This is a genomic window from Actinomycetospora cinnamomea, assembly GCF_003096675.1.
GTDB classification, from domain to species: Bacteria; Actinomycetota; Actinomycetes; order Mycobacteriales; family Pseudonocardiaceae; genus Actinomycetospora; species Actinomycetospora cinnamomea.
Genome location: NZ_QEKW01000008.1, coordinates 190,212 through 210,693, shown reverse-complemented (window position 1 = coordinate 210,693; position 20,482 = coordinate 190,212). Strand labels below are relative to the sequence as shown.

Annotated in this window: 18 protein-coding genes; 5 read left to right on the top strand and 13 right to left on the bottom strand. The window is 77.5% G+C overall.

The window, feature by feature from the left end; all coding sequences use genetic code 11:
* The first annotated feature begins 35 nt into the window (after positions 1 to 35).
* The 4 genes from C8D89_RS16965 to C8D89_RS16950 all read left to right on the top strand — a co-directional run bounded on the left by C8D89_RS16965 (position 36) and on the right by C8D89_RS16950 (position 3,807).
* Positions 36 to 878, top strand: coding sequence for a hypothetical protein (locus C8D89_RS16965; RefSeq protein WP_116709288.1), 843 nt, complete (start codon positions 36 to 38; stop codon positions 876 to 878).
* 169 nt (positions 879 to 1,047) lie between these two features.
* On the top strand, positions 1,048 to 1,368 hold the full coding sequence (gene fdxA / locus C8D89_RS16960) for a ferredoxin (RefSeq protein WP_116709287.1): 321 nt from the start codon (positions 1,048 to 1,050) through the stop codon (positions 1,366 to 1,368).
* On the top strand, positions 1,365 to 2,489 hold the full coding sequence (dapC, locus tag C8D89_RS16955) for a succinyldiaminopimelate transaminase (protein WP_116709286.1): 1,125 nt from the start codon (positions 1,365 to 1,367) through the stop codon (positions 2,487 to 2,489). Before fdxA ends, dapC begins: the two co-directional genes overlap by 4 nt.
* A 103-nt stretch (positions 2,490 to 2,592) precedes the next feature.
* A complete protein-coding gene (locus C8D89_RS16950) occupies positions 2,593 to 3,807 on the top strand; it encodes an MFS transporter (RefSeq protein ID WP_116709285.1) in 1,215 nt (404 codons plus the stop codon).
* Between the two features lie 14 nt (positions 3,808 to 3,821).
* On the opposite strand, the gene C8D89_RS16945 is transcribed toward C8D89_RS16950, so the two are convergent.
* From C8D89_RS16945 to C8D89_RS16925, 5 genes are all read right to left on the bottom strand, one after another.
* Positions 3,822 to 5,000, bottom strand: a complete 1,179-nt coding sequence (locus tag C8D89_RS16945) for a cation:proton antiporter (protein ID WP_116709284.1) — start codon at positions 4,998 to 5,000, stop codon at positions 3,822 to 3,824.
* 7 nt (positions 5,001 to 5,007) lie between these two features.
* Positions 5,008 to 5,490, bottom strand: a complete 483-nt coding sequence (locus C8D89_RS16940) for a cation:proton antiporter regulatory subunit (RefSeq protein ID WP_116709283.1) — start codon at positions 5,488 to 5,490, stop codon at positions 5,008 to 5,010.
* Positions 5,491 to 5,597: 107 nt separating this feature from the next.
* Positions 5,598 to 6,329 (bottom strand): SDR family NAD(P)-dependent oxidoreductase, encoded by a 732-nt coding sequence (locus C8D89_RS16935; protein ID WP_116709282.1) that lies wholly within the window; start codon positions 6,327 to 6,329, stop codon positions 5,598 to 5,600.
* Positions 6,326 to 7,288 (bottom strand): DMT family transporter, encoded by a 963-nt coding sequence (locus C8D89_RS16930; RefSeq protein ID WP_116709281.1) that lies wholly within the window; start codon positions 7,286 to 7,288, stop codon positions 6,326 to 6,328. Before C8D89_RS16930 ends, C8D89_RS16935 begins: the two co-directional genes overlap by 4 nt.
* Positions 7,289 to 7,342: 54 nt before the next feature.
* Complete coding sequence (locus C8D89_RS16925; RefSeq protein ID WP_116709280.1) at positions 7,343 to 9,769, bottom strand: WS/DGAT domain-containing protein; 2,427 nt, start codon at positions 9,767 to 9,769, stop codon at positions 7,343 to 7,345.
* 26 nt (positions 9,770 to 9,795) lie between these two features.
* Between C8D89_RS16925 and C8D89_RS16920 the strand changes: the two genes are divergently transcribed.
* Complete coding sequence (locus C8D89_RS16920; protein ID WP_243418176.1) at positions 9,796 to 10,851, top strand: MGDG synthase family glycosyltransferase; 1,056 nt, start codon at positions 9,796 to 9,798, stop codon at positions 10,849 to 10,851.
* Here the strand turns inward: C8D89_RS16920 and C8D89_RS16915 are convergent.
* The 8 genes from C8D89_RS16915 to hpnC all read right to left on the bottom strand — a co-directional run bounded on the left by C8D89_RS16915 (position 10,848) and on the right by hpnC (position 20,423).
* Positions 10,848 to 11,513, bottom strand: a complete 666-nt coding sequence (locus C8D89_RS16915; RefSeq protein WP_116709278.1) for a VC0807 family protein — start codon at positions 11,511 to 11,513, stop codon at positions 10,848 to 10,850. The two genes, C8D89_RS16920 and C8D89_RS16915, sit on opposite strands and share 4 nt — an antisense overlap.
* Positions 11,514 to 11,633: 120 nt before the next feature.
* Positions 11,634 to 12,647 (bottom strand): adenosyl-hopene transferase HpnH, encoded by a 1,014-nt coding sequence (gene hpnH, locus C8D89_RS16910; RefSeq protein WP_116709277.1) that lies wholly within the window; start codon positions 12,645 to 12,647, stop codon positions 11,634 to 11,636.
* 3 nt (positions 12,648 to 12,650) lie between these two features.
* Positions 12,651 to 14,147, bottom strand: coding sequence for a 4-hydroxy-3-methylbut-2-enyl diphosphate reductase (gene ispH / locus C8D89_RS16905; protein ID WP_116709360.1), 1,497 nt, complete (start codon positions 14,145 to 14,147; stop codon positions 12,651 to 12,653).
* Positions 14,144 to 16,057, bottom strand: a complete 1,914-nt coding sequence (gene shc, locus C8D89_RS16900) for a squalene--hopene cyclase (protein ID WP_207787269.1) — start codon at positions 16,055 to 16,057, stop codon at positions 14,144 to 14,146. The genes ispH and shc overlap by 4 nt, the downstream gene beginning before the upstream one ends.
* A 1-nt stretch (position 16,058) precedes the next feature.
* Positions 16,059 to 17,207 (bottom strand): polyprenyl synthetase family protein, encoded by a 1,149-nt coding sequence (locus tag C8D89_RS16895; RefSeq protein WP_243418175.1) that lies wholly within the window; start codon positions 17,205 to 17,207, stop codon positions 16,059 to 16,061.
* Complete coding sequence (hpnE, locus tag C8D89_RS16890; RefSeq protein ID WP_243418174.1) at positions 17,204 to 18,580, bottom strand: hydroxysqualene dehydroxylase HpnE; 1,377 nt, start codon at positions 18,578 to 18,580, stop codon at positions 17,204 to 17,206. Before hpnE ends, C8D89_RS16895 begins: the two co-directional genes overlap by 4 nt.
* A 29-nt stretch (positions 18,581 to 18,609) precedes the next feature.
* Positions 18,610 to 19,533: a squalene/phytoene synthase family protein gene (locus C8D89_RS16885; protein ID WP_116709358.1), complete on the bottom strand. Its 924-nt coding sequence runs from the start codon at positions 19,531 to 19,533 to the stop codon at positions 18,610 to 18,612.
* A 2-nt stretch (positions 19,534 to 19,535) separates the two neighbouring features.
* Entirely contained in the window at positions 19,536 to 20,423 is an 888-nt protein-coding gene (gene hpnC / locus C8D89_RS16880) for a squalene synthase HpnC (protein ID WP_207787268.1), read from the bottom strand.
* Positions 20,424 to 20,482: the final 59 nt, after the last annotated feature.

Sequence of the window (20,482 nt, the reverse complement as noted above, 5' to 3'; positions counted from 1 at the left end):
GGTTGAGGAACGGCCGCGTCGGGAAACGTGGCGCCATGCCCGCCATTCCCGACGAGCACGTCGTCCGCGTCCTGCGCCCCTTCGTGGCCGCCACGGGGCCGGTGCTGCGCGGACTGCGCGACGCCGACCCCTTCCGGCTCGGGCGCCTGGCCCGGCGGCGCGCGATCGAGGTGCAGGACGGCGCGGGCGACACCGAGCGCCTGCCCGCGCCCAGCACGCGCCGCGGGAGGATCGGGCGCGCCTTCCGCGCGGCGCGGGCGCGGGTGCTCGACCGCCTGGCCACCTCCAAGCTGCCCGGCACCCCGCGCTGGCAGGCGATGAGCCCGGAGGAGCGCGACCGCTGGTGGGTCTCGCGGGTCGGGCGCTTCACCTCCGCGGTGGCCTCGATCCCCGGCATCGGCGGCGCCCTGGCGCGCCGGCTGCCCGTCTCGGACATCCTCGGGCTGGGCGCGCAGGGCCTGGTCGTGTGCGCCATCGCCAGCGAGCACGGCGTGGACGGCCGCGACGAGCAGGTGCGCCTGCTGGCCGCCGTGCTGTTCGGCCGCGACGTCGACCCGACCCGCCACGGCGACCCGCACGGCACCGACGTCGAGCGGGAGGCCGGCGACCTGAGCGGCGGTGTCGGGTCCGGCGAGCACGAGGAGGAACGGGGCCGCCTCGCCGCCCTGGCCCGCGCCGTGTGGCGGATGGGTCGCACCCTGTGGGGCCTGCAGCAGGAGCTCGACCGGCGCCCGCAGGGCCGCACGTTCTGGCGGGTGCTGGCCAACCTGCCCGTGGTCGGCGCCCTGGCCAGCTACCGCAGCGAGCGCTCGGGGCTCAAGCGGGCGGCCCGCGCGGCGGCCGCCTGGGTGGCGCGGGAGCAGGGCCGCAGGCGCTGACCTGGGCCGGGTGTGACGGCCGCCATGGCACGCGAGGCCGATCGGGGCGCCCCCGCACGGGCGCTCGGGCGACGCGACCGGGATACTCGCCGGGGCGGACCGGGCCCGCGTGACACCACCGCGGCCAGGGCCGGTCCGCCGACGACGTGAGTGAGGAGCAGGAGCAGACGTGACGTACGTGATCGCCGAACCGTGTGTCGACGTGCTCGACAAGGCGTGCATCGAGGAGTGCCCTGTCGACTGCATCTACGAAGGGGGTCGGATGATGTACATCCACCCCGACGAGTGCGTCGACTGCGGGGCGTGCGAGCCGGTCTGCCCGGTGGAGGCCATCTACTACGAGGACGACGTCCCGGACCAGTGGTCGGTCTACACCCAGGCCAACGTCGACTTCTTCGACGAGCTGGGCTCCCCGGGCGGCGCCTCCAAGGTCGGCAAGGTCGACCGTGACGCGGGCCCCGTGCCCGACCTGCCGCCGCAGGGGGAGTGACCAGCAGCTCGACCGGGACGCGGCGGGCGCTGCCGGACTTCCCCTGGGACAGCCTGGCCGGCGCTGCCGCCGTCGCCCGGTCGCACCACGGCGGGGTGGTCGACCTGTCGGTCGGCACCCCCGTCGACCCGGTGCCGGATGCGGTCGGCGAGGCCCTGCGCGCGGCGTGGGACTCGCCGGGCTACCCGCAGACGTGGGGCACCCCGGCGTTGCGGGAGGCCGCCGTCGGCGCGCTGGCCCGTCGCCACCGGGCCGGGCTCTCGGACACCGAGGGCCTGGACCCGGACGCGGTGCTGCCCACCATCGGCTCCAAGGAGCTGGTCGCCTGGCTGCCCACCCTGCTCGGGCTGGGTGCCGACGACGTCGTCGCGTTCCCGCACCTCGCCTACCCGACCTACGAGGTCGGGGCGCGGCTCGCCGGCGCCGGCACGGCGGCCGTCGGTGACGACGAGCCGCTGCCCGCGGGGACGCGCCTGGTCTGGCTGAACTCGCCGTCGAACCCCACCGGCCGGGTCCTCGACGCGCCCGCGTTGACGGCCAGGGTCGCCGAGGCGCGCGCGCTCGGCGCGGTCGTCGCCTCCGACGAGTGCTACCTCGCCCTGCCCGGCCCCGGCGTCCTCACGACCTCGGTGCTCGACCCCGCCGTCCACGGCGGTGACCTCACCGGCCTGCTCGCCGTGCACTCGCTGTCGAAGACGTCGAACCTCGCCGGGTACCGCGCGGGCCTCGTGCTCGGCGACCCCGCGCTGGTCGCCGACCTGCTGGCCGTGCGCAAGCACGCCGGGATGATCGTGCCGCGCCCGGTGCAGGAGGCCATGACGGTCGCGCTGGGCGACGACGAGCACGTCGCGGCCACCCGCGCCCGCTACGACGCCCGGCGGGCCGTGCTGCGCCCGGCACTCGAGGCCGCGGGGCTGCACGTCGAGCACTCCGAGGCCGGGCTCTACCTGTGGGCCACCGCGGGCGAACCGTGCCGCGCCACCGTCGACCGTCTCGCCGCGCGCGGCATCCTCGTCGCGCCCGGCGAGTTCTACGGGCCCGCGGGGGCCTCGCACGTCCGCGTCGCGCTCACCGCGTCCGACGAGCGCGTCGCCGCGGCCGCGACCCGTCTGGCCGAGTGACCGCCCCGTGACCTCCGGGGCTCGCGAACGGGGGGCTCGCGCGCATCGACGCAGCAAGAAGGGGAGCACGCCGATCGGGCGGGCGCTGCAGCCGGGGTGCCGCGTGAGGGCCGCCGACCGGCCCGTCCGGCCGGCCGTGGTGCTGCTCGCGGTGCTGGCGCTCGGGATCAACCTGCGGGCCGCGCTCTCGGTGTACCCGCCGCTGCTCGAGACGGTCCGCGCCGACCTCGGGCTCTCCGCGGGCCTCGCCGGGGTCGTGCAGGCCGGCACGGTGCTGATGATGGGCGCCGGCTCGTTCGCCGCGCCCGCGCTCGCGCGCCGGGTCGACCGCGAGCGGGCCGCGGCGATCGGCGTGGCCGCGGTCGCGCTCGGCAACCTCGCCCGCGGGCTCCCGGCCGCCGTCACGCTCATCGGCGGCAGCCTGGTGATCGGGCTCGGCATCGGGGTCACCGGCGTCGCGATCACCGGCGTGGTCCGCGACCACCTGCCCGAGCGCGCGGGCGTGGCCACCGGCCTCTACACCGTCGCGATGATGGGCGGTGCCACCGTCGCGTCGCTGACCGCGCTGCCCCTGCGCGACGTGCTCGGCGGCTGGTGGTGGGCGCTGGCGGCGTGGGCGCTGCCCGCGGTGCTGGCGCTCGTCGTGTGGTGGCCCGTGACGCGGCGGCTGCACGACACCTCCGCCGTGCCCGTGACGCCCGTGGCCCTGCCGTGGCGCAGCCGCTTCGCCCGCCTGGCGCTCGCGTTCCAGGCGATGTCGTCGGTGCAGTTCTACGCCTGGTTGACGTGGCTGGCGCCGTTCTACGAGGCGCAGGGGTTCTCGCCCGCGGCGGCGGCGGTGGTGCTGAGCATGTGGAACGTCGTGCAGATCCCCGCGGCCCTGCTCGTCCCGGCGCTGGCCGAGCGCCGCCGCGCCTGGGGCCCGTGGGCCGCACTGTGCGTGGTCGCCGGCGGGGTCGGCGTCGGCGGGATGCTGGCCGCGCCGGTCCTGCCCGGGCTGGGACCGTGGCCCTGGGTGGTGGCCACCGCGATCGGGGTGGGAGCCGGCTTCCCGCTGGGCCTGGCCGTCGTCGCCTGGCGCACCCCGGACGGCGCGACCTCGGCGTCGGTCTCGGCGCTGACCCTGGGCGCGGCCTACGTCGTCGCCGCGCTCGCCCCGCCGGCGATGGGCGTGCTCATCGACCTCGCCGGCTTCCGCGCCGCGCTCGTCGTCGTCGCGGTGGGCGTGGTGGTGCAGGGCGTGTCGGTGGTGCGACTGGGCCCGCGGCGCGTCACGTGGGAGGGCGAGGCGGCCTCCCACGTGACGCGCCGTTCCTGAGGCCCCGGCGGCGCTCAGGCCGGCGTGGACCGCAGGCGGCGGGTGAGCGCCCCGTGCACGGGCTCGACGACCCGGGCCGCCACGGGACCGAGGACCGCCATCAGCAGCACGTAGGTGGTGGCCAGCGGCGCCAGGCCCGGGTCGACCGCGCCGGTGGTGAGGGCCAGGCCGGCGATGACGATCGAGAACTCGCCGCGCGCCACCAACGCCGCCCCGGCACGCCAGCGTCCCGGCGGGCCGACCCCGATCTGGTGCGCGGCGAACCAGCCCGCCGCGAGCTTCGTGGCGGTCGACACCACGGCCAGCACGACGGCCACGGGCAGGACGGCGGGCACCTGCGACGGGTCGGTGTTGAGGCCGAACACCACGAAGAAGACGGCGGCGAACAGGTCCCGCAGCGGGGCGAGCACCCGCACGGCGTTCTCGGCGGTGTCCTCGGCGATCGCGATGCCCAGCAGGAAGGCGCCGACGCCGGCCGAGACCTGCAGCTGCGACGCGACGCCCGCGACGAGCAGGGCGATGCCGAACATCCGCAGCAGGAACACCTCGGTGGTCGGCGACTCGACGATCGCCGACACCGCCCGGCCGAACCTCAGCGCCACCACGAGCACCACGACCAGGAGCAGCACGGCGATGGCCACGGTCCGCAGGCCCGCCACCCACCCGAGCGCCGCGAGGGCCGCGGTGGTGATCGGGAGGTAGAGGGCCATCGCGAGGTCCTCCATGACGAGCACCGAGAGCACCGCGGGGGTCTCGCGGTTGCCGAGCCGTCCCAGGTCGGCGAGCACCTTGGCGACGATCCCCGAGGACGACACCCAGGTGACCCCCGCCATGGCCAGCGCGCCCAGGGGACCCCAGCCCAGCACCAGCGCCGCGATCGCGCCGGGCGCGGCGTTGAGCACCATGTCGACGACCCCGGCCGCCCACGACCGCCGCAGGCCGCCGACGAGCTCCGACGCCGAGTACTCGAGTCCCAGCAGCAGGAGCAGGAGGACGACGCCGACCTCGCTGGCCACGGTCGTGAACGGCTCGATGCCCTCCAGCGGCAGCAGTCCCCCGGTACCGAACGCGAGGCCCCCGAGCAGGTAGAGCGGCACCGGGGAGATGCCGAGCCGGTCCGCCAGCCGCCCGAGGAGCCCGAGCCCGAAGAACAGCGCGCCCAGCTCGATCAGCGAGAGGGCGACCGAGTGCACGGGACGGTCAGCCGTCCTCGAGGATCGTCGCGGCCTGGCCGAGACCCTCGCCGGTGCCGACGACCACGACGAGGTCGCCCGCCCGGAACACGAAATCCGGTCCCGGCGACGGGGAGACCACGTGGTCGCGCACGACGGCCACGATCGACGTGCCGGTGCGCGTGCGCATGGCGGTCTCGCCGAGGGTGCGCCCGTCGTAGGGCGAGCCCGCGCCGATCGGGAACTGCGCGGTCGAGACGCCCTCGACCTCGCGCTGCTGGTCCTGCAGCTGCGCGACGAGGTTGGGCGCGCCGAGCAGCGTGCCCAGCGCCTGGCCCTCGGCATCGGTGAGCCCGACCGAGGCGCTGCACGCGTCCGGGTCGTCCCGACCCGAGACGAGCAGCTCGCGGTGACCGTCGCGGTGGGTCAACACCCCGAGGCGCCGCCCGGACGCGGTGGTGAACTCCTGCTTGGTGCCGATCCCCGGCAGCCGGGTGACCTCGACGTCCACATGACCAGCCTACGACCCGGTGCGCGCGTCCACGGCCCGCGGGGAGGCCCACGCACGGGGGGTGCCGCCCCGGGGCCGGGCACGTCCCCGCCCCGTGGAGCGACCCGTCACGCGCCGCCGAAGCGGCGGGACAGCGCGGTGAAGGCACCGGGCGCGATGCCGTGGACGACGGACGCGGCGCGCAGCCAGCGGGGGACGAAGACCTCGGCCCGGCCGCGCTCCACCGCGCGCAGCGTGGCCTCCGCGACCCGGCCGGGCGGCACCGGGCGCGGGACGGCACGGGCGTAGCCACGGCGGGCGAGGAACGGGGTGTCGACGGCGCCGGGCAGGACGGTGGTCACCCCGACCGCGCCGTCCTCGAGGCGCAGGGCGTCGGCGAACGCGCGCAGGCCCGCCTTCGCCGCGGAGTACGCGGCCTCGTCGGCGACGCCGAGCGCCGCGATCGAGGAGACGACGACGACGTGACCGCGGGCAGCGCGCAGCGCCGGCCACAGCGCGCGGGTGAGCTGCACGGGCGCGGCGAGGTCGGTGGCGAGGACGGTGTCGACGTCGGCCGCGGAGGTGCCGTCGAGCGGCGCGGCGACGCCGGCCCCGGCGGCGTGGACGACGAGGCCGACCTCGACGCCGACGGCATCGGTCACCGCGGCCCGGCCGGCGGGGTCGGTGAGGTCGGCGACGACGGCGCGCCCGCCGGTCGCCGCCGCGACGACGTCGAGGCGGGTCCGGTCGCGCCCGGTCAGGACGAGGGGGCGGGCGCGGCCGGCCAGCCGGCGGGCGATGGCCTCACCGATGCCCGAGGACGCGCCGGTGACGAGCGCGGGCGCGCCGTCGGGCCTCATCGACCGCGATCCGTGGGCGGCCGCGTGCCCGGGTCGGCGGACGACGGCTTCTCCCAGACCGCCGCGTCCTCCGGGGCGTCGCCGCGCCGCAGGAGCACCTCGCCGCGCAGGGTCACCGCGGCGATGCCGGCGAGGACGACGAGGCCGGCGACCACCTGGCCGGCGATCGCCGGGCCCGAGGTCTCGAGGTCCTCGCCCAGCCACGCGATGCCGGCGAACACGCTGACCACCGGGTCGGCGGAGGTGATGATCGCGACGGACGGCGAGACGAGCCGGCCCTGCTGGAACGTGTTCTGGCTCAGGAGGAAGCCCACGGGCCCGACGACGCAGGCGGCGTAGAGCGCGGGGGAGGTCGCCAGCTCGCCGAGCCCGGCGCGCACCGCCGATGTCACGGACTTCATGAGCGCGGCCGTGATGCCGAAGAGCACCCCCGTGGTGAGGGCGAGGGCGAGCACGCGCGTCGAGTGCGACGTCAGGCTGGCGTAGACCAGGCACCCCACGACCACCACGACCAGGACGACGAGGAAGGCGGGGGAGGCGGTGACGTCGAGGCGCCCGCCCTGCGCGGGGGTCGAGGGGCGGGCGAGGAGCAGGAACGCGGCGAGGCCTGCGGCGGTGACCAGGCCGCCGAGGACGACCCAGCGGTCGGGGGCGCGGCGGTGCAGGAGCGCGGCGAAGACGCCGGCGAAGACCACGCCCGTGACCAGCAGGGGCTGCACGACGGCCAGCGGGCCGAACGCGAGCGCGACGAGCTGCATCGCCAGCGCGAGCACGGTCGCGACCAACCCGATCAGCCACCACCGGTGGCGGACGAGGTCGACCAGGAGCCGGGGGTTCAGCGTCGCCGTCATCGGGACCTCGTGGGTGGCCCGTTGCTGAGCGGCACTGGCCAGCCCGAAACCCGCCGCCCCCACGACGGCAGCGGGGACGGCCACGATCAGCGAGACGGCTCCGGTCATCGCGATGCGCCTCCGACGGGCGGACCCACCGGGCGGTGGGGGCCGTGTCGAGCCCTACCTTCGGTGCCCATCCTGCCGTGCCCGCGCCGGGCGCGCTCCCCGCACGACGGCGTCCCACGCCTCGTCCACCCGCGCGGGGAGGCCCTCGTCCCCGAGGACCTCGTCGTCGAGCGTGATCCCGATCCCGAGCGTGCGGTTCCAGCGGATCGCGCCCACGGCCAGCCCGACCCCCTCGGCCAGCGGCAGCACGGGCACCACCTCGCGGACCAGGGCGCCTCCGACGTGCACGGGGCGGCCCAGCCCCGGCATGACCGAGACGATCAGGTGGAAGAAGCGCGCGCGGTAGGTGAGCCGCGCGAAGGCCCGCGACACGGCCCCCGGCGCCCACCCCAGCGCCGCGAGCACCGCCGCCGCCCCGTCTGCCTGCCCGGAGGCCCGCGCGCGCTCGACGGCGGCGTGCACGGCGGCCACCCGCGCGTCGACGTCCTGCGGGCCGACGGGCAGGTCGACGGCGACGGCCGCGGTGCGGTTGCCGGCCGCCCTCGAGCCGGCGCCCGGCCCGGTCGTGAGCCGGGTCGTCAGCGGCACCATGGCACGGACCGGCCGGGTGCCCGGGCCGGCGAGCGCCTCGGCCACGACCGCGAGCACGAGCACCGTCGTGCCCGTCCCGTGCGTGCGCGCCGCGGCCCGGACCTCGGCGGCGTCCCGGACGCGGGTGACGAGGCGGGTGGTGGCCGCGCCCCCGCGGGTGGGATCGCCGAGCGCCCCGCGCCGTGCGACGCCTCGCCGTGCGAGCGCGGCGATCCCGGCGATCCCGGCGAGCCGGCGCCCGATCGGGACGCGGTCCGCCGGCGTGCCCCCGTTCGTCCGCGTGGCGACCGGGGTCCCCGTGCCCTCGTCGGTGAGCAGGCGGGTCAGCGCGTCGGTGACGGCCAGACCGTCCCCCAGGACGTGGTGCGCCGCGGCGAGCACGGACACCTCGCGGGGCCCGGTGCGCACGACGGTCAGTCGCCAGCCGACGTCGCGAGGGTCGAGCGGGGCGCCGACCACCGCCGCCGTCGTCGCGGCATCCGGGTCGGACGCCTCGCGCAGGGCGGGGTCGACGTGGCGGGCGGGGTCGGGGACGGTCGGCACCCAGCGCAGCGGACCGGTGTCGTCGAGGCGGCGGGCGAGCACCTCGATGCCGCCGGCCCGCTCGCGGACGCGGCCGGCGACGAGGGCGGGCCAGTCGGTGGTGTCGTCGGCGGGTGTGGCGAGCACGATCCGGGCGCCGAGCACCTGGGGCACGCGGGCGGTGGACGCGTGCCAGAACAGGGCGTCCTCGGGCCGCACCCGGGTCACACCGGCCGGTCCGGTGAGGGCGGACGCGAGGTCCTCGCCGGGCGGGCGGTCGCGCAGCGCGGCGACGCGTGCGGCGTGGACGGCGGGGTCGGCGAGGCGGCGCAGCGCGGCGGTCAGGTCGGCGGGCCGGGGGCAGAGCTCGGCGAGGCCGGCGCGGGCCAGCAGCCGGGCGCCGTCCCGGCCGTGGCCGGGGATCGGGTCGGCGACCAGCAGCGGCCGTGTGCACGCGAGGGCCTCGAACGCGCTGGCCCCGCCGCCGGTGGTGACGACGGCGTCGACGGCGCGGGTGACCGCGGCGGGGTCGTCGATGCGCCGGCGGACCTCGAGCCGGCCGGGGTGGGCGGCGGCGAGGGTGTCCAGGCGGGCCCGGACCCGGGGGTCGGGCGCCGCCACCACCGCGTCCCACCCCGCGGCGAGCACGGCGCGGGCGAGCGCCGGCAGGTCCCCGAACCCCAGCGACCCGCCGGCCACCAGCACCCCGTGTGAGCGATGTTCCCGGCCATCACCGGGAACATCGCTCACATGGGGTGGGTGGAAGGCGGAGACCACGGGCCAGCGGACGACGCGGACCTCGGCACCGGGGGCGGCGCGGCGTACGCGGCGGGCAGCCTCGTCGGTGGTCACGAGGTGGACGTCGAGGTCGGCGTCGCACCACAGCGGCTGGGGGGCGGGGTCGGAGAGCACCACGACGGCGCGGGCCGGCAGACGCCCCGCCCGGCGCAGGTGCGCGAGCCCCTGGACACCCTCGGGCACGGTGGCGACGACGAGGTCGGGGCGGTGCTCGGCGAGCAGGGGGGCGATCGCGCGGGCGGTCCACCGCCCCACGACCGCCCGCGTGCCGGCGCGGAAGAACGCGGCGTGCACGAGCAGCGCGTAGTACGACCCGTAGAGCCACGGCAGCGTCCGCACGCAGGCGGCGTACACACCGGAGAACGCCTGCGGCGCCCCACGGCCCATGCCCGCCAGGACGTCGCGCGTGAGCACCTCGGCGTCGGGCCACCGTCCGGCGAGCGCCTCGCCGACGGCGGCCGCGGCGGCGTCGTGACCGGCGCCGATCGAGCCGGTGAGCAGCAGGACCCGGTGCGGGCCATCCGCGTGCTCGCCGGCGTGTCGTCGTGACAGCGCCTGCTCCGTCACCACGCCGCGTCCTCCTGCTCTCCGCGCCGGTGGGTGAGGGCCATGTCGGTGCCGCGCGGGCGATGGCGGCCCGGATGCGCGCGGTGTGGCCGGACACCGAGGTCACCGAGGTCGAGACCGTCGCCGGGAGCCCGCGGCGCACACGCCTGCTGGAGGTCGCCTACCGCGTCGTGATGCGCCGCGCGCCGGTGCTCTACGGCGTCGCCTACGACGTGCTGCGCCGCCGGCCCCGCGTCGCCGCGGTCTTCCAACGCCTCGGCGCCCCCGCGACCGCCCGCGCGCTGCGCCCGGTGCTGCGCCGCCACGCGCCCGACCTCGTCGTCTGCACCTACCCGGTGACCTCGGGCGGGCTCGCCCTGCTGCGGCGACGCGGCGAGCTCACCGCGCGGACGGTCGCCGTGGTCACCGACGCCGCCGTGCACCCGTTCTGGGTGTGGCCCGACGTCGACGAGACCTGGACGATGCTCGACGCCGCCGCCGACGCGGTGCGCGAGCTGGCTCCGGACGCCGCGGTCCGCGTCGTCCCCCCGGCCGTCGACCCGCGCTTCACCCCGGCGCCGCCGCCCGCGCGCGAGGTCGGGCACCCGGGCCTCACCGTGCTCGTCACCGGCGGCTCGCTGGCCTTCGGGCGGCTCGACGCGGTCGTCGACGCGGTGCTGGCAGCGGGCGACGGGGTGCGGGCGGTCGTGCTCTGCGGGCGCCACGAGGCCCTGCGGCAGGCGCTGGCCGCCCGCCGCGATCCCCGCGTGCGGGCGCTGGGCTGGACCGACGCCGTGCCCGCCGAGATGGCCGCCGCGGACGTCGTCGTCACGACCGGCGGCGGCATGATCGCCAGCGAGGCGCTGGCGGTGGGCCGGCCGCTGCTCTTCGTCACCCCGGTGCGGGGCCACGGCCGGGCCTGCGCGGCCGCCCTGGCCGCCGCGGGCCTCGCCCTCGTCTGCCCGCGACCGGCCGACGCCACCCGCGTCGTCGCGGACCTGCTGGCCGACCCGGCACGGCGCGAGGGTCTCGCGGCGGCGGCGCGGGGCTTCTCGGGTCGCGACCTGGACGGTGAGCTGGCGGCGCTCGCGCGCCGGACCGTCTAGGCGAGCGCGCGCCGCGGGGCCCAGCGCAGGCGCACGCCCTCGCCGGCGAGCGAGGCGCGGAACCACCACAGCGAGATGCCGATGCCCAGCGCCACCACGGAGTACGAGCCGGCGGTGGTCACGACGAGGTAGTCGTCGACGGTGGCCACGGCCAGGGTCGTCACCGTCATCACGCCGTTGATCATGAACACGGCGGCCCACAGCAGCGACACGCGCCGGAAGAACCGCTGCACGTTCGGCCGCGAGGTCAGCGCCTCGGGCATGGGCACGAAGTCGTCGGCGAGCCGGGCCAGCAGCGGGCGGCCCCCGCCGGCCAGCGTGACCAGCAGCGCGGCCGCGAACAGGAAGTTCTGGGCCGACGGCTGCAGGAAGTACACGAGCGCGCTGCCGGTCCACAACCCCACGGCCGTGCGCACGAGGAGGATCAACGTCGAGATGACGAGGATCGCCGGCAGGGCACGGCCTCGCAGCAGGCGCGCCGCCACCGCGAGCCCCGACCACGACAGCGCCGCCCACAGGCCCGCCTCGAACCCGACCGTGTGCAGCAGGAGCGCGAAGAGCCCGAGCGGGATGAGCGTGGACTCGCACAGCGGCACCACCGCGTGTCGCGCCGTGTCCCGCCAGTGCGGCAGGTGGATCGTGGTGCGGTGGTGTCGGGCCACGTTCGTGCGCCTTCCGACCGGGGAGCGGACACCCGCGACGGTACCGGCTCCGGTCGCGGCCGACCGTCGGCTCCCGGGCCGTCCCGGGGGCACGGGGTCTGTACCCCGGGCCGCGGCCGCTCACGCCCCCACCGTGTCCCTGGCGGCGCGGATCGACTCCCGCAGCGAGCCCATCGTCGCGAGCACGGCCGACGGCTCGTACCCGCAGTGGGCCATGCAGTTCTCGCACCTGGGGTTGCGGCCCCGGCCGTAGGACGACCAGTCGGTCTCGTCGAGGAGCTGCTGGTAGGTCTCCGTGTAGCCGTCGTCGAGCAGGTAGCAGGGCTTCTGCCAGCCGAGCAGGGAGTACGACGGGATGGCCCACGCGGTGCACTGGAAGTCGCGGCGGCCCTCGAGGAAGTCGAGGAACAGCGGCGAGTGGTTCAGCCGCCAGCGCTCCCGCCGTCCGTCGGCGAACGCCGCACGGAACAGCTCGCGGGTCTGGTCGACGGCGAGCCAGTGCTCCTGGTCGGGCGCCCGCTCGTAGGCGTAGGCCGGGGAGATCTGCATGCAGTCGACGCCGAGGTCGTCGTTGAGGTAGTCCAGGACGTCGACGACGTCCTGCGGGGTGTCGGTGTCGAAGAACGTGGTGTTCGTGGCCACCCTGAACCCCGCCGCCTGCGCCTGCCTGATCGCCTCGACCGCGGCGTCGAACCCGCCGGCCTTGCGCACCGACGCGTCGTGACGCTCCCGCAGGCCGTCGATGTGCACCATCCACGCGAAGTTCTTGTGCGGCGCGAACCGGTGCAGGTGCTTCGGCAGCAGCAGCGCGTTCGTGCACAGGAAGACGATCTTGTTGCGGTCCAGCAGCCGGCGGGTGATCTCGTCGATCTGCGGGTGCATCAGGGGCTCGCCGCCGGCGATCGACACCATCGGCGCGCCGGACTCCTCGACCGCGCCCACGGCCTGCTCGACCGGCATCCGCTGCTTGAGCAGCGCCGCCGGCTGCGCGATCTTGCCGCAGCCCGCGCACTTGAGGTTGCAGGCGAACAGCGGCTCGAGCTCGACCAGGATCGGGAACCTCTCGTTCCCGCGCAGCTTCTGCGCCGCCAGGTAGGTGCCGAGGCGGATGCTCTGGCGCAGGGGGAAACCCACTTCTCAGCTCACTTCCTTGGGGAGGGTGAAGCGGACGTCCTCGGTCGTGGCCGACCGGGGCGTCACGGTGACGGGGCCGAGCCCGCGCAGGAGGTCGACGACGCCGTCGACCAGGCGGTCCGGGGCGGACGCCCCGGCGGTGACGGCGACGCGCGGGGCGCCGGCGAGCCAGGCGAGGTCGAGCTCGTCCGCGTGGTCGACGCGGCGGGCGTCGGCGCCGGCGCGCGCGGCGACCTCGACCAGCCGCACCGAGTTCGAGGAGTTCGGCGATCCGACGACCACGAGCCGGTCGGCCTCGGCGGCGACGGCGCGCACCGCGGCCTGCCGGTTGGTGGTGGCGTAGCAGATGTCGGCCGACCGCGGCTCGACGAGCGCGGGGAAGCGCCGGCGCAGCACCGCGGCGATCGACTCGGCCTCGTCGAGCGCCAGCGTGGTCTGCACGGCGGACGCCACCCGGTGCGGGTCGGGCGCGCTGACGGCCTCCGCCTCGGCGACGCTGCCGACGACGACCACCCGCTCCGGCGCCTCACCGAGGGTGCCCTCGACCTCCTCGTGGTCGGCGTGGCCGATGAGGAAGACGGTCGCGTCGCGCTCGGCCTGCCGGCGCACCCCGGCGTGGACCTTGGCGACCAGCGGGCACGTCGCGTCGACGACGGCGAGGCGCCGCGCGCTCGCCGCGGCTCGGACCGCGGGTGCCACACCGTGGGCGGCGAGGACGACCACCGAGCCCGGCGGCACCTCGTCGACCTCGCGCACGAACACTGCACCCCGGCGCTCGAGGTCGGCGACGACGTGGCCGTTGTGCACGATCTGGCGCCGCACGTACACCGGGGGACCGTGCCGCTCGAGGGCCCGCTCGACGGTCGCGATCGCCCGGTCCACGCCCGCACAGAACGAGCGGGGCTCGGCGAGCAGCACCTCGCGGGCGCCGCAGGCCGCCACCCACGTGGCAAGGGCGGGCACCGACCGGCGCAGCACGCGCAGCGCCGCGACGCCGCGCCGCACCGTGCCCGGGTGGACCAGGGGCGCAGCCGGTGTGTCGACCACCGCGCGGACCACGGCGAACGGTCCGCCCGCCGCGCCGGCGGCGAGCCACGCGGACTCGGTGTCGACCGCGAGCGCGCCCTGCGCGGCCAGGGCCCGACGACGGGCCCCCACGACCGGGCGCCGCGCGGAGTGGACCGGGCCGACGTGCACGGTCAGGCCGAGAGCACGCAGTGCGGCGGCGAGCGCGGTGGCGGACGGCACCGGGACGGGCGCGCGGCCCTCGGCGCGCACCTCGTCGGCCACCACGAGGTCCCCGGGGGCGAGGGCGGCGTCGAGGCCGCCCGCCACGCCGGCCACGAGCACCGGGCGGGGCCCCGCGGCGGCGAGGCGGCGCGCGGTGGCGCCGGACCGGGCGGGGCCCGGGCCGGAGCGCGCGACGGCCGCCCGGCCCACGTGACGCCCCAGCGCGCGCCGCTCGACCCGCAGCGGGGCGCACACGACGGCGGGCCTCACGGGTCCCACCCGTGCACCCAGCGGCCCAGGGCCGAGATCGGGAAGACGACGCGGTAGAGGTGGTAGGCGATGTAGAAGTCGCCGGGGAAGCCGGTGCCGGTGTACTGCTCCTCGTCCCAGCCGCCGTCGGCGCGCTGGTGCTCGACGAGCCACCGCACCCCGCGCTCGGCCGCCGCCGAGCGGTCGCCGGCCGCGACGAGCGCGAGCAGGGCCCAGGCGGTCTGCGAGGGGGTGGACACGCCCCGCCCGATCCAGGCGGGGTCGCGGTAGGAGCGCAGGTCCTCGCCCCAGCCGCCGTCGTCGTTCTGATGGTCGTGCAGCCAGCGCACGGCCCGGCGGACCGGTGGGCTCGACGGGTCGACCCCGGCGGCGACCAGGGCGGGGACCACCCCGCCGGTGCCGTAGAGGTGGTTGGCCCCCCAGCGACCGAACCACGACCCGTCGGGTTCCTGGTGGTCGAGCAGCCAGCGCACCCCGCGCGCGCAGTCGCGCCCCTCCGCGGCCAGGGCCTCCACGACGTGGGCGGTGACGTCGGCCGAGGGCGGGTCGATGACCTCGCCGAAGTCGCAGAACGGCAGCCGGGTGACGAGCGCGCGGGTGTTGTCGGCGTCGAACGCGCCCCAGCCGCCGTCGGCGGAGGCCATCCCGGCGGCCCAGTCGAGGCCGAGCTCGACCGCGCGGCGCAGGCGTGCCCGCTCGGCGTCGGGGAGGCCCGGGTGCTCGGCGCGGCGCAGGGCGAGGACGACCTCGGCGGTGTCGTCGGTGTCGGGGTAGACGTCGTTGGCGAACTCGAAGGCCCAGCCGCCGGAGGGCAGGTCCGGCCGTCGGACCTGCCAGTCGCCGTCGGCGGTGACCTGCTCGTCGAGCAGCCAGCGGACACCGGCGACGACGGCGGGGTCGTCGGCGGCGACCCCGCCGTCGCGCAGGGCGCTGACCGCGAGGCACGTGTCCCACACCGGCGACTGGCAGGCCTCGAGCCGGATCACGGGGCCGTCGGGCGACCCGGTGGTGAGCGTGAACCCCTCGAGGCCCGAGATCGCGGCGACGACCGAGGGGTGGTCGCGCGGGTAGCCGAGCAGCACGAGCGCCATCACCGAGTAGACCCACGGCGGCTGGATGCCGCCCCACCCGCCGTCGGCCTCCTGCCGGGCGAGGATCCACTCGCCGGCCTTGCGCATCGCGCCGCGGCGGATCACGGCGAGCGGGCCGCGACGCGCGACCCGGGCGTAGGCGTGCAGGGCGACGTCGAGGCGCTGGAAGAACCCCGACCAGGTCCGGATCGGGTCCCTCGGCGGCGCCGGGGTGCCGGCGTGCAGCTCGTCGATCCCGAACGGCACGGGGAAGGACGGCTGCAGCGTGCAGACCACGGTCAGCGGGACGACGGTCTGGCGGGCCCAGCACGCCCAGTCCGACACGTTGAGCGGGAACCACCGGGGCAGTCCGATCAGCTCCGGCGGCATCGCGGGCAGGTCGTCCCAGCTCCAGAGCCCCACCAGCGCCAACCAGATGCGGGTGAACACCCGCGTGCCCTCCACGCCCCCGTCGGCCCGGACGAACGACGCCGCCCGCGCCATGTGGCCGTCGGTGGGGTCGTCGCCGGCGAGCCGCAGCGCCACCCAGGCCTCCACGGTGGTGGAGAGGTCACCCGGGCCGCCGGGGAAGGTCGCCCAGGTGCCGTCGGCACGCTGCTGCGAGCGGATCCAGCGAGCGGCGCCGGCCGTGCGGTCGGGGTCGGTGATGCCGAGGACGTGGCGCAGGAGCAGGTCCTCGGCGTCCATGGTCACGTTGGTGTCGAGGTCGCCCTTCCACCAGCCGGCGGCGTCCTGGCGGCCGCGGAGGTGGGCGACCGCCGCCGCGAGGGCGTCCGCGGCGGTGCGCGTGCCCGACGGGGTGGGCAGGGACAGCGTCACCTCAGGCCTCCCGGTCGGCGAGATGGCGACCGAGCGCGACCAGCTCGGCCCGGGCCCGGTGGGTCGGGGCGTCGGTGGCGGGCAGGTGCTCGTCGAGCGTCGCCAGCGCGGCCTCGGCCGCGGCGAGCCGGCGGCGGGCCTCGGCGCCGGCCCAGGCGCGCCCGCCGCCCGCCTCGACCAGGGCGGCGCCGCGACGCAGGACCAGCTCGTCGTCGGGGCCGGTGTCGGGGTCGTCGGGGCGGGCGAGCCAGGCGGCGAGCTCGTGGCCGGCGTCGCCGCCGTGCACGACCGCCCACGTCACGGGCAGCGACTTCTTGCGCTCCCGCAGGTCGGCGAGCACCGGTTTGCCGGTGACGGCGGGGTCGCCCCAGATGCCGAGCAGGTCGTCGATCAGCTGGAACGCGAGGCCCAGTTCCGCCCCGAACGTCCGCAGGGCCGCTCGCGCGGGCGCGGGCGCGGCGGCGAGGACGGCGCCGATCTCGGTGCTCGTCCCCAGCAACGTCCCCGTCTTGCCGTGCGCCATCGCCAGGCACTCGTCGACGCCGACGTCGTCGCGGTCGGCGAAGGCCACGTCGGCGACCTGGCCGCCGACCAGCTCCCGCACCGTGCGGCTCAGCAGCAGCGCCGCCTCCGGGCTCCCCCGACGGGTCGAGCTCGACGCGGTCCCGTCTCCCGCCGCGTCCCCTGCTCCGTCGAGCAGCACCTCCTGGGCCAGCGCGAGCAGCGCGTCACCGGTGAGGATCGCCGAGGGAGCGCCCCACAGCGCCCAGACCGTGGCCCGGTGGCGGCGCTCGGTGTCACCGTCGATGAGGTCGTCGTGCAGGAGCGAGAAGTTGTGCACCAGCTCGACCGCGACACCGCCGGGCACGGCGACGCGCTCGTCGGCGCCGCACGCGCGCGCGGTCAGCAGCGCCAATGCCGGGCGCAGTGCCTTGCCCCCCGCGCCCCCGCCGGGAGCCGGCGCGCCGTCCCGGCCGGTCCAGCCGAGGTGGTAGCCGGCCTGCGCGCCGGTGGTCGGGTCGAGCCGGGCCACCGCCGCGCGCAGCGCCGGGTCGACGAGCGCCCGGCAGCGTCGCAGGACGGCGGGGACGTCGACGAGCGCCGGATCGGTCCCGGGCGGCCGGCGCGTCGGGCCCACGACGGCGGTCACGCCGCGACCTCCGCACGGTCCCGGTGGTGCGACACGACCGCGGCCGCGGCCTCCCCGCTGCGCACGGCGCCCTCCATCGTCGCGGGCCAGCCGGTGTCGGTCCACGCGCCGGCGAGCGCCAGGCCCGGCAGCGCGGTGCGGGCGACCGGGCGCCGCGCGGCGGTGCCCGGAGCCGGCCGGAACGTCGCCCGGGGCTCCCGGGTGACGAAGCCGTCGAGGAGCCGGGCCTCCCGCGCTCCGGGCAGGAGCCGGGCGAGCTCGGCGCGGAACCGCTCGACCAGCGCCGTCGCACCCACCGGCAGGTAGGCGTCCGCAGCGGACAGCGACACGACGAGGTACTGCGCGCCCTCGGGCAGCGCGCCGTGCGCCGCCGAGCGGTCGAACACCCACTGCACCTCGGTGTCCAGCCCGGCGGCGAACGGCACCGGCAGCACCGGGCGGTCCCACACGAGGTGCACGTCGACGATCGGGCTCGCTCCGAGCGCGTCGGCCGACGCCGCGAGCCGCGGCCCGAGCGGGGCGGGCAGCACGGACGCGGCGACCTCGGCCGGCAGCGCGCACACCACGGCGTCGGCGTGCAGGACGTCGCGCCTCCGGTCGCGGCCCGCCACCGTCACCCGCCGGTCGGCCCCGACGTCGAGCACCGTCGTCCCGAGCCGCACCCGCACGCCCGCGTCCTCCAGCGCGCGGCGCGCGGCGGTGTCGTGCAGCGCCCCGAGCGGCACGGCCGCCCAGCCGATGTCGGCGGCGCCGGCGTCGGAGAGCAGCCCGAGGCGGAAGACGGTCGCGGCGAGCGCGAGCGAGGCGTCGTCGGCGCGCGCGTTGAGGGTCGGGGTGCCGATGAGGTCCCACAGCGCGCGGACCGCCGCCGGGCCCTGCCCGTGGTCGCGCAGCCAGTCGCCGAACGACCGCGCGTCGACCGCGACGTCGGCCGGGTCGAGCCGGCGCAGGGCGGCCGCGGCGCGGGGCAGGGCGAGGCGGTCGCGCCAGGACAGCGGGTCGTAGCGCAGCAGGGCGCGCCCGAGGTGCCACGGCGCGGGCAGCCGGTCGCGGCGCAGCCGGGCCGGCCGGGCGTCCGGGCGCAGGACCGTGACGTCGAGCCGGTCCTGCAGGGTCACCGAACCGGCGACGCCGAGCCGGTCGAGCAGCCCGCGGTAGGCGGTGCAGCAGCGCAGGAAGACGTGCTGGCCGGTGTCGACCGTCGCGTCGCCGCGGCGGAACGAGCCCGCCAGCCCGCCCAGACGCGCCCGGCGCTCGACCAGCGTCACCTCGTGCCCGGCGTCGGCGCACCGCAGCGCCGCGGCCAGACCCGCGAGCCCGCCGCCGAGCACCACCACCGATGTCCCGACGGGGGTCCCCCCGGGTGTCCCCACGAATGTCCCCACGAATGTCCCCACGAATGTCACCGCCCCCACCCCGTCAGCGCGCGGGCTGCGACCAGCGCCTTCTGCCGCCCCGACAGGCTCAGCCGCCGGTCGTAGACACGACGGGGGTCGGCGGCGATGTCGTCGAGCAGGTGCCGGTAGATGCCGGCCATCGCGGTGGTGCACGCGGCGCTGCGGCGATCGAGGAGCGGCACCAGCTCCAGGCCCTCCGCGTAGAAGGCGCGGGCACGGTGGGCGGCGTCGCGGACGAGGTCGGCCAGCGCCCCGTCGGGGTCGTCGAGGGCGCCGTCGCCGCGCAGGCGCAGCGTGACGCCGGCTGCGGCGAGCTCGTCGGCCGGCAGGTAGATCCGCCCGTGCACCAGGTCCTCGCGGATGTCGCGCAGGATGTTGGTCTGCTGGAGGGCGAGCCCGAGGGTGTCGGCGAGGCGCGCCGCGTCTCCGGCGGGGTCCGTCCGGGTGCCGAAGACCCCGAGGCAGAGCCGCCCGACCGAGCCCGCGACGCAGCGGCAGTACCAGAGCAGGTCGTCGAAGCTCCCGTACGGCGCCGCGGGGGCACCGGTGCGGGCGGCGGTCTCGTCCGCGGTGACGTCGGCCTCCACCCCGTCGACCAGCTCGCCGAAAGCGGCGATCGGGACCGGGTGGCGGCGGGCGGCGTCGGCGACGGCAAGGAGCACCGGGTCGTCGCCGACGCCGCCCGGCCCGTCCGGCAGCAGGCCCACCTGCGCGCGCAGCGCCGCGAGCGCGGCGCGCTTCGCCGCGGTCTCCCCGTGCTCGTCGCCGATGTCGTCGATGCGGCGGGCGAGCGCGTAGACCGCGCACAGGGCCGCGCGGCGTTCCGGGGGCAGCAGGCGGATGCCGTAGTGGAAGTTGCGGGCCTGGGTGCGGGTGATGGCCTCGCAGGTGGCGTAGGCCCGGGACACCCGGACGTCGGTGGTGGCCATCGTCACGGTGCTGGTCTCCCTCCGGGCGGACGGATCGCGAGCCGGGCCAGGTGCCGTGCGACGTCGCGGCGGCGCGGGCGAGCCGTGTGGGCGAGGACGTCGCCGCCGGTGCGGTCGAGGGCGTCCGCGGCGGCGAGCCCGCCGGCGGCGTAACCGGCGACGGCCAGACGCGCCGCGCCCCGCAGCCGCCCGACCAGCGGAATCCCGGAGACCAGCAGCGCCCGCGCCGCGGCCGTCTCCGCGCGGACGAGGCGCGCGAGGGCGGGGGAGGCGGCTCGGGCGTCGAGGTCCTCCTCGGCGACGCCGCCGGCCGCGCGGGCGTCGGCGGGCAGGTAGACACGGCCGCGACGGCGGTCCTCGGCGACGTCCTGGAGGTGCTCCAGCAGCTGCAGCGCCGTGCAGATCCGGTCGGACTCCGCGACGGCGGCCGGTGGGACGTCGACGGCGAACGCGGCGAGCACCAGCCGCCCGATCGGCACCGCGGAGAGCCGGCAGGAGTCGAGCAGGTCGTCCCGTGTGGCGTAGCGGGTCGTCGTCTGGTCGCGGCGGTTCGCGGTCACGAGATCGTGGAACGGCTCCGCGCTCAGCAGGCCCGTGTCGGGCGCGAGCGCCGCGACCACCGGCGAGCGCGGACGCCGGCCGGCGAACACCGCGTCGAGGTCGTCGTCGAGCTCGTCGAGGGCGGCGAGCCGCTCGGCGGGCGGGACGTCGCCCTCGTCGCCGACGTCGTCGATCGTGCGGACCACGGCGTAGACGCGCCGCAGGGTCGCCCGGCGCGCGGCCGGGAGCGCGCGGAGGGCGACGGGGAAGTTCTCGGAGCGTTCGGCATCGCGCAGCCGCCGGTCGTCGCCGGACGTCACCGCGTCGCGGGCCTCGACGTCGTGGCGCACGCCCCGATGCTGCGTGTGGGAGGCAGGACAACTCTTGACCCGGACGGCCAGATCCGGCT

Bases quoted from the DNA above. Each gene is read 5' to 3' on its own strand.
- C8D89_RS16885 (WP_116709358.1), bottom strand. From the start codon at position 19,533: ATGGCCACCACCGACGTCCGGGTGTCCCGGGCCTACGCCACCTGCGAG.
- C8D89_RS16965 (WP_116709288.1), top strand. From the start codon at position 36: ATGCCCGCCATTCCCGACGAGCACGTCGTCCGCGTCCTGCGCCCCTTC.
- C8D89_RS16930 (WP_116709281.1), bottom strand. From the start codon at position 7,288: ATGACCGGAGCCGTCTCGCTGATCGTGGCCGTCCCCGCTGCCGTCGTG.
- C8D89_RS16935 (WP_116709282.1), bottom strand. From the start codon at position 6,329: ATGAGGCCCGACGGCGCGCCCGCGCTCGTCACCGGCGCGTCCTCGGGC.